Origin of the sequence: Streptomyces sp. SID8352, assembly GCF_009862265.1 — a bacterium.
Lineage (GTDB): Bacteria > Actinomycetota > Actinomycetes > Streptomycetales > Streptomycetaceae > Streptomyces.
Genome location: NZ_WWGX01000078.1, coordinates 57,674 through 71,803 on the forward strand (window position 1 = coordinate 57,674; position 14,130 = coordinate 71,803).

Below are 14,130 nucleotides of genomic sequence, written 5' to 3' on the forward strand. Positions count from 1 at the left end.
CGCGGGACACCCGCCGCGCAGCCCCCTGAGCACGCCCCGGCGCCGGGCGGGAGCCCCATCAGTCGGGCGCCGCGCACCGCCGGAGCCCCGCCGGACCCCAAGGCGCACCGTCGGACCCCAAGGCACGCCGCCGGGGTCCTACGCGCGGGCGGCGGTCTCGCCCCGCCCCCCGGGCTGCCTCGGCCGGGGCAGCGCCAGGGTGATCTCCTCCCGCAGTTCCCTGATCCTCGGATACTCGGCGTACTCGGCGGTGAGCCGGTACATCTGGCGCAGCCGGTCCCAGGTGCGCCGGGAGGAGTTGGAGCCCATCGACACCAGGGCCAGCCGCGCGAACCCGTCCGCCTGTTCGGGGTCGTCCCCGATGAAGCAGGCGGACGCCATGGACAGGAAGTCGAAGATCTTCGACCGCTGCTGGGCGTCGACCCGCAGGGCGAGCGCCTTGTCCGCGTAGTGCCGGGCCTGGACGGCGGCGCCGGGCTCGAACTCGGCGAGGGTGCGGTGGGCGAGTGCCTGCATTCCGTACAGGTCGGCCTCGTTGAAGAGCTGCATCCAGCTCGGCGGCGGCACGTCGCCCCGGTCGGAGACGAACAGCTCCTCCGCCAGGCCCAGGGTGCGGCGCATCGCCTGGCCCCGGCCCATGGACGCCTGCGCCCAGGCCTCGACGGTGTGGAACATCGCCCGGGTGCGCGGCAGGGCCTCCTCGCCCGAGCCGGTGCGGGCGAGCTTCAGCAGGTCGAGCGCCTCGTCGGGGCGGCCGAGGTGGACCATCTGGCGGGCCGCCCTGGACAGTGCCTCCCCGGCGCGTGGCCGGTCCCCGCCCTCGCGGGCCGCGTGGGCCGCGATGACGAAGTACTTCTGGGCCGTGGGCTCCAGGCCGACGTCGTGCGACATCCAGCCCGCGAGGACGGCGAGGTTGGCGGCGACGCCCCACAGGCGCCGCCGGAGGTGGGGCGGGTGGTGGTAGGCGAGCATGCCGCCCACCTCGTTGAGCTGGCCCACCACCGCCTTGCGTTGGAGGCCGCCGCCACGGGCGGCGTCCCAGGCGCGGAAGACTTCGACCGAGCGCTCCAGTTCCTCGATCTCCTGCGACCCGAGGGGCGCGGCCTCGTAGCGGTCGAACCCGGCGGGTTCGGCGTGCGGGGTGTCGAGGGAGTGGGGTGCGTCGGCGACCGGGGCGGGACCGGTGTGGAACCAGTCCCGCATGGCACCGCTGAGTACGGTTGTTCCCGCGGCGAGCGCGGCGCCCGCGCCCACCAAGCCGCGTCGGTTGAGCATGAGGTCCATTCCCGTGAATTCGGTGAGGACCGCCGCGGTCCGCCCGGACGCCCACGGCACTCCGTCGGGATGCTCCTCGTTCCCGTCGGGCGACCGCTTTCCCGCACGCCCGTGCCGGACCAGACCGAGGTCCTCGATGGTCACGACACGGCCGAGACGCTCGGTGAACAGAACCGCCAGCACCCTCGGCACGGGATCGCGCGGGATCTCTCCCATGTCGATCCACCGCCGCACCCGCGAGGTGTCGGTCGCCAGCTGGGGGTGGCCCATGGCCGCCGCCTGCCGGTTGACCAGCCTCGCCAGCTCGCCCTTGGACCAGCCGGCCAGGCCGAACAGGTCCGAAAGGCGGGCGTTGGTTCGTCCACTCACGTCAAGCCCCCAGGTTCTCGGCTGAGTTGACACTAGCCCCGTGCGGATTGCCGGGCGACTATTCGCCACCGTTCGCCAGGGTGCGCCAGATGGTGTGCCACGGCCGGGCGGGTGTCAGGTAGGAAAGCGCCGTCCCGACCCGGTCGCCGGGGCTCACTCCCCAGGGTGGCCCGGCGGCCGGGCCGGGGGGCGCGACGACGACGAGGAGGGCGCGCCCGTGGGGGCGGCGCCGTCCGGACAGCACACCAGCCACACGAAGGGATCTGTCTCGCCCATGTACGCAGCATCGTCCTCCGTGGCCGCCCCGCCCCGCCCGCCGCACCCCCGTCCGGCGGGGAGCGGCGGCCCGTACCTGGCCCCCGCCCGTCCGGCGGCCCCGGTGCTCGGAGCGGGCAGGCCGCGGCACGGGGCGGTACCCGGCGGCCAGACACTCAGCGGACGGCTCGACCTGTCCGGCGCCCAGGGCGCGCAGTTGCGCGCCGCCATCGCCTCGGTGCACCGGGTCTGCCCCGAGTTCACCCCAGTGCAGGTGCTGCGCCGCAGCGGCCGCTCGGTGCTGCTGGTCGGCACGACCGGGCGCAGCACGGCGGTCGCCAAGTGCCTGGTGGACCACTCCCCCGCGTGGGCGGAGCGCACCCGGCACGAGATAGGGGTCTACCGCTCGTTCGTCCGGCACCGCCCCCCGGTGCGGGTGCCGAGGCTGATCGCGGCGGACCCGGAGAACGGCACCCTGGTGATCGAGCGGATGCCGGGCCGCCCGGCGGCGCTGCTGCGCCACCCGGTGGAGGCTCCGCCGCGCGCGGACATCCGGGCGGTGCTCGGCGCGGTCTGCCGGCTCAACGAGTGGCGGCCCCCGGCCGGAGCCTTCGTCGCCCCGCTGGACTACGCGCGGCGGATCTCCCGGGACCACGAGCTGGGCCTGCTCACCGACCGGGACCTGGGCGACCTGCGGAAGCTGCTGCACGGCATCGCCCAGTCGGCCGGGCGCGAGGCCATGGGCCAGTTCTGCCACGGCGACGCGCTGCTCTCCAACGTCCTGATGTCACCGGCCGGTCCGGTGCTGGTGGACTGGGAGCACGCGGGCTGGTACCTGCCGGGCTACGACCTGGCGACGCTGTGGGCGGTGCTCGGCGACTCGCCGGAGGCCCGCCGCCGGATCAGCCATCTCGCCCAGTCGGGGGGACCGGCCGCGCGGGACGCGTTCCTGGTCAATCTGATGATCGTGCTGACCCGGGAGATCCGTACCTACGAGACGGCCGTGCAGCGCTCGCTCAGGGAGTCGCACGCGTCGGCGCCGGGCGCGGGGCACCCGGGCGCGGTGCCGTCCGGGGAGGAGCAGCGGCTGCTGCTGCGGCGGCTGCACGACGACTGCCAGCTCGCCCGCCGGGCCGTGCGGGCGGCGGTCGGCACCCGCTGAGACGGTGTTCGAGGGGCCGGGGCGCGTCCGGAGCGGGGCGCGCCCCGGCCCCTCGTTCCGTGTTCCCGCCCGGCGGGACCGCCGCCGGTGTGCACCACTGACGCCTCGCGGGCCCAGGGCCCCCGCCGCGGCGGAGCCCGGCCAACCCCCTTCGGCGGGGCGAATCGCCGCCACACCCCGCATGATTGACGGATCGTCACGGGGCCCGGTACCACTGTCGGGCGCCAGTGCCGCGGCACTGGGTCCCGCACGCCCCGTCACGCCCCACCGTCACAGGAGGCCGCCTTGCGACGACCCGTCCCCCTTTCCCCGTCCGCTCCCGGCCGCGGACGGGGCCGTGCCGCGCCCGGTGTCCTGGCCTCGGCGGCGCTGCTGCTGCCGCTGCTGGGCGCGGCCCCCTCCGGCGCCGTCGCCGCGCCGCCCGCGCCGGACCGCCTCCAGCGGGCCTTCGCCGACGCGTCCGCCGAGTACGGGGTGCCGTCGAGCGTGCTGCTCGGCGTCTCCTACCTCCAGTCCCGCTGGGACGGCCATGCCGGCTCCCCCAGTGTCACCGGCGGCTACGGTCCGATGCACCTCACCGACGCCCGGACCGCGCTGGCCGGCTCCTCCCACCACGGCGAGGGCACCGAGGACCCGCGCGGCGACGGCGCCCGCGCCCCGCTGCGGCCCCGGTCGAGGCCCGCGCCGGAGACCGGGCCGCCGCCCGCCCGGCTGACCACCCTGCCGAGGGCGGCCTGGCTGACCGGACTCGACCAGGCGGCGCTGCGCGAGGACCCGGCCGCCAACGTGGCCGGAGGGGCCGCGCTGCTCGCCGCCGCCCAGCGGGATCTCGGCGAGCCGCTCAGCGGCGACCCGGCCGACTGGTACGGGGCGGTGGCGCGGTTCTCCGGCGCGGACGACGCCGCGACGGCGGCGGCCTACGCCGACGACGTGTTCTCGGTGATCCGCGAGGGCCAGGAGCGCACCACCGACGCGGGCCAGCGGGTCGCGCTGGCCGCCGATCCCGGCCTGGCCCCCGACAGGGCGCAGCTCCGGCGCACCGGGCTGCGGGCCGCCGCGACGGCCGGTACCGAGTGCCCGGCCTCGGTGCCCTGCGAGTGGATCCCGGCCCCGTACGAGGAGTTCGGCGACGGCGACTACGGCAACCACGACCTCGGGAACCGGCCCGCCTCGCAGCGCGTGCGGTACATCGTCGTCCATGACACCGAGGGAGCCTGGGACGGCGTGCTGAACATGGTCCAGGACCCGACCTACGTGTCCTGGAACTACACGCTGCGTTCCACCGACGGCCATGTCGCCCAGCATGTGAAGGCGAAGGACGTGGCCTGGCACGCGGGCAACTGGTACGTCAACGCCAACTCGATCGGGCTGGAGCACGAGGGCTTCCTCGCCGAGCCGGACGCCTGGTACACGGAGGCGATGTACCGCTCCTCGGCACGGCTGGTGCGGTACCTGGCCGGGAAGTACGGCATCCCGCTGGACCGGCAGCACATCCTGGGCCACGGCAACGTGCCGGGGCCGACCACGGCGACCGTCGCCGGCATGCACACCGACCCGGGGCCGTACTGGGACTGGCGGCACTACTTCGAGCTGCTCGGCCGCCCGCTGGTGGCGACCGCCGGGCCGGGCGCCGGCGCGGTGACGATCCGCCCGGACTACTCCTCGAACCGGCCCGAGTACACCGGGTGCGCGACCCGGGGCGAGCCGTGCGCCCCGCACGGTTCGAGCGATGTGCGGCTGTACTCCGACCACGACCGGAACGCGCCCCTGATCAGGGACATCGGCCTGGGCGGCGCCCCGACGACCGGGGTGAACGACCTGTCGTCCCGGGTCTCCACCGGCCAGCGGTTCGCGGTGGCGGACCGCTGGGGCGACTGGACGGCCATCTGGTACCTGGGCCAGAAGGCGTGGTTCCCGAACCCGCGCAGGCAGCCGGCGGCGGTGCCCGCGCGGGCGCTGCTGATCACCCCGAGGGAGGGCCTGGAGAGCGTCCCGGTGTACGGGCGGGCCTATCCGGAGCGGGCGGCCTACCCGGCGGAGGTGCCGGTCCAGGCGGTGTCGCCGCTGCCGTACACCCTGCCGAAGGGCCAGACGTACGTGGCCGGGGACAAGGTGCCGGGCGAGTACTACTACGCGGCGGACTTCGGCGGTGCCTCGCACCGGGTGGTGACCGGCGAGGACCTGTACTACGAGATCCAGTACGGCCACCGGGTGGCGTATGTGCGTGCCGCCGACGTGACGGTGGCGTCCCCGGGGCGGTAGCGGGGACGCCGCCGGGCGCCGGTCAGCCCTGCTGGAACAGCTCCGCCGGGAGCGGCTTCAGCAGGGCGTACAGGTCGTCGGTGATGGGGCGGTCCCAGGCGGCGATGGTGACCAGGACCCGGTCGCTGCGATCGAACTGGACGCAGGAGATCCGGCTCTCGGAGAGCTTGAGGCGGCGCACGATCAGCAGGTTGTCGCCCTGCATCACGGGCACGTCCTCGGCGCCGACGACGGTCACCTCCTCGTCGTTCTCCAGGGCCAGCAGCAGTTGCGCCACCTCGAAGGGGACCTCGCCCTCGGGGACCTCGCGGGCCGGGGAGCCCTCCGGCAGATTGCCGATGATCATCGCGGGGCCGCGCCCGCCGAACAGGTCGTAGCGCAGGAAGACGCCCTGGCAACTGCCGTCGGGCGCGGGGAGCAGCCCGGCGCCGAGGTTGCCGGGCCAGTCACCCGGGTCCATGGCCAGTACGTCGAAGTCGGGCCCGGCGGGGGTGGCGCTGCGGCGGCGGAGGAACGACATGCCGACATGGTACGTGGCCCGGCCGGGTGAACGCCCCACGGGCGACGGCCCGGACGGCGCTCCCCCGCCCCGCCCGGGAGCCGTCCGGGCGGGGGCGCCGGGGTGTTCCCGGAGGGGGCCGGACGGCGGCGCCCCGGGGCTACTCCTCGGCCGGGGACGGCGGGACGACGGCGACGGGGGCCGCCGCGTGGAGCAGTACGGCGTGGGTGACGGAGCCCAGCATCCGGGCGGGGGCGAGCAGACGCCGGCGGTGGCGGCCGACGACGACCAGATCGGCGTCCCGGGAGGCGGCCACGAGCTGTCCGGCGGCGTCGCCCGGGACGACGTACGGCTCCGCCCGGACCTCGGGACGGCGTCCGCGGTGGGGGGCCAGGAAGCCGTCGGCGAGGACCCGGGTGTCGTCGGCGACGGCCGTCTCGTCGATCACCGGGGCGACGACCTGCCCGGCGGCCCAGGTCTGCATCGGCCACGGGTAGGCGGCGAGGACCTGGAGACGGGCGCCGCGCCGGGCGGCCTCCTCGAAGGCGAAGGCAAGGGTCGCCTCGTCGGGACTGTCCACGTTCAGGCCGACGACGACCCGGGGGCCGCTGCCCGGCGGGACCGGACCTTCGGGCACCTCGCGTCCGGGCCGGGGGACCACGACGACGGGGCAGGGCGCGTCGCGGGCGGCGGCCAGGCCGATGGAGCCGAGCAGCAGGCTGGCGAAGCCGCCGCGGCCCCGGGAGCCGAGCACCAGCAGTCCCGCGTCGGCGCCCAGCTCCGGCAGGACGGCCCCGGGGGCACCGTCCAGGCCGAGGTAGTCCGTCACCGGGGCGTCGGCCCGGCCCGCCAGGTGGTCGCGCGCGTCCTTCAGGACGGGGTCCTCACCGGTGTCGGGCGGTCCGGCGACCAGGACGTCGGTCTGGCCCCAGGCCGCGTACTGCCGCACGTGCGCGACGCGCAGGGCGGCGCCGCGGGCCCGGGCGGCGTCGGCGGCCCAGTCGAGGGCGCGCAGGCTGTCCGCGGATCCGTCGACCGCCGCGATGACCGGCAGGGTGTTCATGGTCCTCACCTCCGGTGAGCCGCCTTCCCCCGGGCGCCGTCCGGCACACCCCCGTTCGTCCGGTCGGCGCACCGGGGCGCCGGGGCGGGCGAGGCGCCGGCGGGCCGGGCGGGGGCCCAGCGGGCGGGCCGGGCGGCTCAGGTGAGGTCGAACTCGCCTCCCCGCGCCCCCGAGACGAAGGCACCCCACTCGTCCGGGGTGAAGATCAGGGAGGGGCTTCCCGGGCTGCCGCCGTTGCGCATGGCGATGAAGCCCTCGACGAAGGCGATCTGGACGTCACCCCGGCCGCCGCTGCTGGACCGCCACTGCGCGTTGCTCAGATCCAGTTCGGGCTTGTCCCAGCCCGTGTGCCGGCGCTGGTGGGTGGTGCTCTCGGCCACGTCCGTACTCCTCACGTCTCGGCCCTGCGCGGTCAGCCTAGCGACCGGGAGGGGGCGCGAACAGGCCGTGCGGACGACCCGCCGTGCCCGGTTCCCCGGACACCGCCGCATGGCCCCGGGCGGGTCACCCGGCGGGCCGCGCCGGGGCGAAGCGGGCGCGCAGCTCGCGCTTGAGGATCTTCCCACTGGCGTTGCGCGGGAGGGCGTCGACGAAGAGGACCCGCTTGGGGACCTTGAAGCCGGTGAGCCGTGCGCGGGCGTGGGCGATCAGTTCCTCCTCGCCGACGGCGGCGCCCTCGCGGGGGACGACGACCGCGGTGACGGCCTCGATCCAGCGCTCGTCGGGCAGGCCGATGACGGCGGTCTCGGCGACGGCCCCGTGGGTGTGGAGGACGTCCTCGACCTGGCGCGGGGCGACCAGCACCCCGCCGGAGTTGATGACGTCCTTCACCCGGTCGACGATGGTGAGCCGGCCGTCCGCGTCCCTGACGGCGAGGTCGCCGGAGTGGAACCAGCCGCCCCGGAAGGCGGCCTCGGTCTCCTCCGGCTCGTCCCAGTAGCCCTCGCACAGTTGCGGTGAGCGGTAGACGATCTCGCCGGGCGTCCCGTCGGGCACGTCGGCGCCGTCCTCGTCGACCACGCGGGCCTCGACGAACAGGACGGGCCGTCCGCAGGAGTCGAGGCGGCCCTCGTGCTCGTCCGGTCCGAGGACGGTGGCGAGGGGGCCGATCTCGCTCTGCCCGAAGCAGTTGTAGAAGGCCAGCCCGGGCAGCCGGGCGCGCAGCCGCTCCAGCACGGGCACCGGCATGACCGAGGCCCCGTAGTAGGCCTTGCGCAGTCCGGCGAGGTCGCGGGTGGCGAAGTCGGGGCGGTTGGCGAGGGCGATCCACACGGTGGGCGGCGCGAAGAGGCTGTCCACCCGGCCGGCCTCGACGAGGTCGAGGATCCGGTCGCCGTCGGGCGCGTCCAGGATGACGCTGGTGGCGCCTACGGCGAGGTAGGGCAGCAGGAAGACGTGGAGCTGCGCCGAGTGGTAGAGCGGCAGGGCGTGCGCGGGGCGGTCCTCGGCCCGCAGGTCGAGGGCGGTGACGGCGCTCAGGTACTCGTGGACCAGCGCCCGGTGGGTCATCATGGCGCCCTTGGGCCGGGCGGTGGTGCCCGAGGTGTAGAGGAGCTGCACCAGATCGCCGTCCCCGGGCTCCGGCCCGTCGTACGGCGCGGCCCCGGACAGCCGCTCCAGGAGCGCCCCGGCGGCGTCGCGCAGCGGCAGGGCGGGCACCCCCTCCGGGAGCCGCGCGGCGAGGGCGGGGTCGGTGAGGACCAGGGCGCTGCCGGACTGGCGCAGGACGTGGGCGAGGTCGTCGCCGGTGAGGTGGTGGTTGACGGGGACGTGGACCAGTCCGGCGCGGGAGCAGGCGAGGAAGGCGATGAGGTAGGCGTCGGAGTTGTGCCCGTAGGCGGCGACCCGGTCGCCGGGGGCGAGCCCCCGGTCCCGCAGGACGCCCGCCGCGCGGGAGACCGCGGTGTCCAGTTCGAGGTAGGTCCAGGAGCGGTCGCGGTACTCGACCGCGACGCGCTCGGGGCTGCGGCGGGCGCTGCGCCGCAGCACCCCGTCGACCGTACTGCCGTGTCCGGGCGTCATGGCCCGATCCTGGGCCGGGGAGCCGGAGGGGTCAAGGGATGTGCCCGGGGTCCCGGAGCGGGCGGCGGTGGCCGCGCCGGGGCCGCCGGGCCGGCTCGTGCGGGCGGCGCCTCCTGGGACGCGGCACGGGGTGCGGGCCGCCGGGGCCTCGGCCCGCCCGGCCCGCCCGGCCCGCCCGGCGGCCCAGCGGCCCAGCGGCCCCGCAGCCGTATCGTGCGGCGGGCACGCCCGGTGGTCCTACGTCCCGGGCGCGCCGGAGACCGGTCGGTCCCCCGGCCGCTCCTCCAGTACGGCCATGGCGGCGTTGTGCCCCGGTACGCCGCTCACCCCTCCACCGCGCACCGCGCCCGCCCCGCAGAGCAGCACGTTGGGCCACGCGGTGGCGACGCCCCAGCGGCCGGCGTCCTCGGCGGCGTACGGCCAGGACAGGTCGCGGTGGAAGATGTGGCCGCCGGGCAGGCGCAGATCGCGCTCCAGGTCCAGCGGTGAGCGGGCCTCGATGCAGGGCCGCCCGTCGGCGTCGGTGGCCAGGCAGTCCGCGAGCGGCTCGGCGAGGTGGGCGTCGAGCTGGGCGAGGGTCGCGGCCAGCAGGCGGTCGCGGGTCGTGTCGTGGTCGTCGGCGAACAGCCGGGCGGGGGTGTGCAGGCCGAACAGGGTGAGGGTGTGCATGCCCCGGGCGGCCAGGTGGGGGGCGAGGATGGTCGGGTCGGTCAGCGAGTGGCAGTAGATCTCGGAGGGCGGGGCGGCGGGCGGCTCACCGGCGGCGGCCCGCGCGTGGGCGGCCGCCAGTTGCCCGTAGCCCTCCGCGATGTGGAAGGTGCCGGCGAAGGCCTCGCGCGGGTCGGTGAGCGGATCGCGCAGCGCGGGCAGCCGGTCGAGCAGCATGTTCACCTTGAGCTGGGCGCCTTCGGCGGGCGGCGGCGGTGTCCCACCGGTCAGGGCGGCCAGTTCGTGCGGGGAGGCGTTGACCAGGACGTGGCGGGCGGCGGTGGTGTGCTCGCCGTCGGCGTGGCGGTGGGTGACCTCGGCGGTGCGGCCGTCGGTGGCGAGGCGCACCGCCTCGTGGCCGGTGGCGATCACGGCACCGGCGGCGCGGGCGGCGTCGGTCAGGGCCCGGGTGAGCGCGCCCATGCCGCCGACGGGGACGTTCCAGGCGCCGGTGCCGCCGCCGATGACGTGGTAGAGGAAGCAGCGGTTCTGGCGCAGCCCGGGGTCGTGCGCGTCGGCGAAGGTGCCGATCAGGCCGTCGGTGAGGACCACGCCGCGCACGAGGTCGTCGGCGAAGTGCTCCTCGACGGCGACGCCGAGGGGCTCCTCGAACAGCGCCCGCCAGGCGTCGGCGTCGTCGATCCGGCGGCGCAGGGCGTCCCGGGTGGGCAGCGGCTCGGTGAGGGTGGGGAAGACCCGGCGGGCGACGTGCTCGGTCATGGCGTAGAAGCGGCGCCAGGCGGTGTACTCGCGGTCGGAGCCGGTGAGCCGGGCGAAGGACTCGCGGGTGCGCCGCTCGCCGCCACCCACGAGCAGCCCGGTGGGGCGGCCGTCGCGTTCGGTGGGCGTGTAGGAGGAGATCGTGCGGGCGCGGACCCTAAAGTCGAGCCCCAGGTCCCGCACGATCTTGTCCGGCAACAGGCTGACCAGGTACGAGTACCGGGACAGCCGGGCGTCGACACCGGGGAAGGGGCGGCCGGACACGGCCGCTCCCCCGGTGTGCCCGAGCCGTTCGAGGACCAGGACGGAGCGTCCGGCGCGGGCCAGGTAGGCGGCGGCGACCAGTCCGTTGTGGCCGCCGCCGACGATGACGGCGTCGTAGGAGCGCGGGTGCGGGTGCGGCGTCATGGCTCTTGGTAGCACGGGGCGGGACGGGGAGCCAGGGGCCCGCGGGACGGACGTGGACGGGGGCGGTGCGGCCAGGTCCCGGCCGGGCCTTCCGGGGGCGTCGCGGAGTCGCCCGGACGCGGTCGGAACGCCCGGACGCGGACGGGACCCTTGCCGCACCCCGGCACGGCCGCGGCGAGGGCACGCGGCCGTGCCGGGACGCCCCGCTCAGCGCAGGGTCGTCAGGAACGTGTCGCAGGCGCGGGCGCAGGCCCGGCACGCCTCGGCGCTCTCCTCGGCGTCCGGCTGCCCGTCGAAGGCGTGGGCGGTCTCCAGGCACACCTGGCGGCACCACTCGACCTGGACCCGGATGGCCTCCTCGTCCACCTGGTTCTGTTCGGAGAGCACCCGGCAGGTGGCGTCGCACACCTCCGCGCACATGATGCCCTTGCGCCGGGCGAGTTCCTGGTCCTCGTTCCCGTCCGGGTCCACGAGGCTCGCGCGCAGCGCGCACGACCTGCCGCACGTGGCGCACGCCTGCGCGCACGCGAAGCGGTCCTCCAGAAACCGGAAGAGTTCCTGCTGCGAAGTCGTCGAGGTCACCTCCTCCGGGTTGCCCCCGGGCGCACCGCCAAACCGGACGGGGACCGGCGCCGGGCGACGGCGCGGGCGGCTCCGGCGGGTGTGCGGCGGGCCGCGGGCGGGGCCCGTCGTGCGGCGCGGGTTCACCCGGGGGGCCCGGGGTACCCGGGCCGGATGACCGACACGTGGATGGACCTCGCAGCGGACTCCGGCGCGATGAGTGCGGGGCTGGTGATCGCGGCCGTCGTGGTGGTCGCCCTGCTGATCGGCGCCTTCGCGCTGGGCAGCCGGGTGCGGCGCCGGGAACTGCCGCCGCCGACGGCGGACGAGCAGCCGAGGCTGCCGCCCGACGGGGCGGTGCACGAGATCCGGGAGCACCGGGAGGCCGAGGAGATGCCGCACGACGGCGACCGGATGCTGCCGCACGAACTGCGCCACCAGGGCACCCGCAGCGCGCCCGAGGAGCACCGGCGCAAGTGGAGCGAGGGCGGCAGCGGTTCGTTCGGCAGCGGCGGCCCCGGCGTCCGCTGACTCCCCCGGCGCAGGGCACGGAGCGGGGACGCCCATCGCACCGGACTTTGGGCCCCGCCTTGCGGCCCGGCGCCCGCCCCCGTGACCGGGGGCCGGGCGCCGGGCCGCTCTCAGGGACCCTGTCCCGGGGGCGGTGGCGGCGCGTCGTGGCGCCGGGTGCCGCGCCCCGCGTACTGGAGGACCAGGGCCGGGACGGCGAGCGCGAGCAGGCCGCAGCCGATCAGGGCGAGCCAGAGGCCGAACACGACGCCGAGGGCGACGACGGCCGCCCCGAGCGCGACGGCGAGGGGCCAGGGGCTGTGCGGGGCGAAGAATCCCAGCGGTCCGGTGCCGTCGGCCGTCTCGGCGTCGCCCCGGTCCTGGGGGCCCGTGCCGTGCCTGCGGTGCTGCACCCGCAGGAAGAAGGCGATGACCAGGGCCATCAGGAAGGCGACGGTCAGGGCGACGGTGCCGACGGGTTCGGCGGACCACCAGCCGTACAGGACGGCGGCGGAGGCGAAAAACACCGCGACGCCGGTGAACAGCCGGGCCTCGGTCCTCACCGCGCGTCCCTCCCCCCGGTCCGGCCGACGCCGGGGTGGTGGAGGTCGAACGCCGGGGACTCGGAGCGGATGCGCGGCAGGGCGGTGAAGTTGTGGCGCGGCGGCGGGCAGGAGGTGGCCCATTCGAGGGAGCGGCCGTAGCCCCAGGGGTCGTCCTGCTCCACGCGGGCGCCGTACTGGTGGGTGCGCCACACGTTGTGGAGGAACGGCAGCACGGACAGGCCGAGCAGCAGGGAGCCGATGGTGCTGACGGTGTTGAGCGCGGTGAAGCCGTCGGAGGCCAGGTAGTCGGCGTATCGGCGGGGCATGCCGCGCTCCCCCAGCCAGTGCTGGACGAGGAAGGTGGTCTGGAAGCCGGTGAAGAGGGTCCAGAAGTGGATCTTCCCCAGGCGTTCGTCGAGCATCCGGCCGGTGAGCTTGGGCCACCAGAAGTAGAAGCCGGCGAACATCGCGAAGACGACCGTCCCGAACAGCACGTAGTGCAGGTGGGCGACGATGAAGTACGAGTCCGTGAGCGGGAAGTCCAGCGGTGGGGAGGCGATGAGGACCCCGCTCATCCCGCCGAGCAGGAAGGTCACCAGGAACCCCGTCGTCCAGAGCATGGGGGTCTCGAAGGACAGCGAGCCGTGGACCATGGTGCCGATCCAGTTGAAGAACTTCACCCCGGTCGGCACCGCGATGAGGAACGACATGGCGGAGAAGAACGGGAGCAGCACCGCGCCGGTGGCGAACATGTGGTGGGCCCACACCACGGCGGAGAGCATGGTGATGGCGATGGTGGCGCCGACCAGGCTGGTGTAGCCGAAGACGGGCTTGCGGCTGAAGACCGGGATGATCTCGGAGACGATCCCGAAGAACGGCAGCGCGACGATGTACACCTCGGGGTGGCCGAAGAACCAGAACAGGTGCTGCCACAGCAGGGCCCCGCCGTTCGCCGCGTCGAAGATGTGGGCGCCCAGCGCGCGGTCCGCCTCCAACGCGAGCAGCGCGGCGGTGAGGACGGGGAAGGCGGGCAGCACCAGGATCGAGGTGAACAGCACGTTCCAGGTGAAGATCGGCATCCGGAACATGGTCATGCCGGGGGCGCGCAGGCACAGGATCGTGGTGACGAAGTTGACGGCGGTGAGGGTGGTCGACACACCGCTGACCACCAGGCCCATGGTCCACAGGTCGCCGCCCGGCCCGGGGGTGAAGGCGGCGCCGTTGAGCGGCGCGTAGGCGAACCAGCCGAACGAGGCCGCGCCCGACGGGGTCAGCAGACCGGCGAGCACCACCAGCCCGCCGAACAGGTACATCCAGTAGGACAGGGCGTTGAGCCGGGGGAAGGCCAGGTCGGGGGCGCCGATCTGGAGCGGCATCACGGCGTTGGCGAACCCGGCGAACAGCGGGGTGGCGAACAGCAGCATCATGACCGTGCCGTGCACGGTGAAGAGCTGGTTGTACTGGTACGCGGTGAACAACTGGAGCCCGGGGCGGGCGAGTTCGGCGCGCATCAGCAGGGCGAGGACACCTCCGAAGAGGAAGAAGCCGAAGGACGTCGCCAGATAGAGGTTGCCGATCACCTTGTGGTCGGTCGTGGTCGTCCAGCGCACCAGGGCGCGCCCGGGTGCGCGGTTCGCGCGGTGCCGCTCCGGATCCCGGTGCGGCGGTCCGGTCCTCTGCTGCACCGCCATGCGGCGGAGGGTATCCGCGGGCCGGGGCGCCCGTCGCAGGACCACGCCGGGGCGGGGCCGGTTTACGCCCGGGGGGCGGG

The 14,130-nt window shown here is 75.4% G+C and carries 12 protein-coding genes; 3 read left to right on the plus strand and 9 right to left on the minus strand.

Annotated features, from left to right (window positions below):
- Window positions 1-138 precede the first annotated feature (138 nt).
- Window positions 139-1,644, minus strand: a complete 1,506-nt coding sequence (locus GTY84_RS24010) for a hypothetical protein (RefSeq protein ID WP_161228462.1) — start codon at window positions 1,642-1,644, stop codon at window positions 139-141.
- Between the two features lie 274 nt (window positions 1,645-1,918).
- Here GTY84_RS24010 and GTY84_RS24015 point away from each other — a divergent pair, with 274 nt between their 5' ends.
- Together GTY84_RS24015 and GTY84_RS24020 are read left to right on the plus strand one after the other, a co-directional pair.
- Window positions 1,919-3,061, plus strand: coding sequence for an aminoglycoside phosphotransferase family protein (locus GTY84_RS24015; RefSeq protein ID WP_161228463.1), 1,143 nt, complete (start codon window positions 1,919-1,921; stop codon window positions 3,059-3,061).
- A gap of 354 nt (window positions 3,062-3,415) precedes the next feature.
- Entirely contained in the window at window positions 3,416-5,323 is a 1,908-nt protein-coding gene (locus GTY84_RS24020) for an N-acetylmuramoyl-L-alanine amidase (RefSeq protein WP_202551673.1), read from the plus strand.
- Window positions 5,324-5,345: 22 nt separating this feature from the next.
- Here GTY84_RS24020 and GTY84_RS24025 read toward each other — a convergent pair whose 3' ends face one another.
- From GTY84_RS24025 to GTY84_RS24050, 6 genes are all read right to left on the minus strand, one after another.
- A complete protein-coding gene (locus GTY84_RS24025; protein WP_161228465.1) occupies window positions 5,346-5,843 on the minus strand; it encodes a hypothetical protein in 498 nt (165 codons plus the stop codon).
- Window positions 5,844-5,982: 139 nt separating this feature from the next.
- Entirely contained in the window at window positions 5,983-6,885 is a 903-nt protein-coding gene (locus GTY84_RS24030; protein ID WP_161228466.1) for a universal stress protein, read from the minus strand.
- Between the two features lie 137 nt (window positions 6,886-7,022).
- Window positions 7,023-7,265: a DUF397 domain-containing protein gene (locus GTY84_RS24035; protein WP_161228467.1), complete on the minus strand. Its 243-nt coding sequence runs from the start codon at window positions 7,263-7,265 to the stop codon at window positions 7,023-7,025.
- Window positions 7,266-7,389: 124 nt separating this feature from the next.
- Window positions 7,390-8,907: an acyl-CoA synthetase gene (locus GTY84_RS24040; RefSeq protein WP_161228468.1), complete on the minus strand. Its 1,518-nt coding sequence runs from the start codon at window positions 8,905-8,907 to the stop codon at window positions 7,390-7,392.
- 237 nt (window positions 8,908-9,144) lie between these two features.
- Window positions 9,145-10,743, minus strand: a complete 1,599-nt coding sequence (locus tag GTY84_RS24045) for an NAD(P)/FAD-dependent oxidoreductase (RefSeq protein ID WP_161228469.1) — start codon at window positions 10,741-10,743, stop codon at window positions 9,145-9,147.
- A gap of 207 nt (window positions 10,744-10,950) precedes the next feature.
- Window positions 10,951-11,325, minus strand: coding sequence for a four-helix bundle copper-binding protein (locus GTY84_RS24050; protein WP_161228470.1), 375 nt, complete (start codon window positions 11,323-11,325; stop codon window positions 10,951-10,953).
- Window positions 11,326-11,478: 153 nt separating this feature from the next.
- On the opposite strand from GTY84_RS24050, the gene GTY84_RS24055 reads away from it, so the two are divergent.
- The gene (locus GTY84_RS24055) at window positions 11,479-11,835 is read left to right on the plus strand and encodes a DUF6479 family protein (protein ID WP_161228471.1); all 357 of its coding nucleotides are present in this window, start codon (window positions 11,479-11,481) and stop codon (window positions 11,833-11,835) included.
- 110 nt (window positions 11,836-11,945) lie between these two features.
- Here the strand turns inward: GTY84_RS24055 and GTY84_RS24060 are convergent, their stop codons facing one another.
- Together GTY84_RS24060 and ctaD are read right to left on the minus strand one after the other, a co-directional pair.
- Complete coding sequence (locus GTY84_RS24060) at window positions 11,946-12,377, minus strand: cytochrome c oxidase subunit 4 (protein WP_161228472.1); 432 nt, start codon at window positions 12,375-12,377, stop codon at window positions 11,946-11,948.
- Window positions 12,374-14,095: a cytochrome c oxidase subunit I gene (ctaD, locus tag GTY84_RS24065; protein ID WP_345943512.1), complete on the minus strand. Its 1,722-nt coding sequence runs from the start codon at window positions 14,093-14,095 to the stop codon at window positions 12,374-12,376. Before ctaD ends, GTY84_RS24060 begins: the two co-directional genes overlap by 4 nt.
- Window positions 14,096-14,130: the final 35 nt, after the last annotated feature.

What these genes read in the sequence shown, in the direction of transcription:
- GTY84_RS24015 (WP_161228463.1), top strand. Translation starts at nt 1,919, where the DNA reads ATGTACGCAGCATCGTCCTCCGTGGCCGCCCCGCCCCGCCCGCCGCAC.
- GTY84_RS24025 (WP_161228465.1), bottom strand. Translation starts at nt 5,843, where the DNA reads ATGTCGTTCCTCCGCCGCCGCAGCGCCACCCCCGCCGGGCCCGACTTC.
- GTY84_RS24030 (WP_161228466.1), bottom strand. Translation starts at nt 6,885, where the DNA reads ATGAACACCCTGCCGGTCATCGCGGCGGTCGACGGATCCGCGGACAGC.
- GTY84_RS24040 (WP_161228468.1), bottom strand. Translation starts at nt 8,907, where the DNA reads ATGACGCCCGGACACGGCAGTACGGTCGACGGGGTGCTGCGGCGCAGC.
- GTY84_RS24045 (WP_161228469.1), bottom strand. Translation starts at nt 10,743, where the DNA reads ATGACGCCGCACCCGCACCCGCGCTCCTACGACGCCGTCATCGTCGGC.
- GTY84_RS24055 (WP_161228471.1), top strand. Translation starts at nt 11,479, where the DNA reads ATGACCGACACGTGGATGGACCTCGCAGCGGACTCCGGCGCGATGAGT.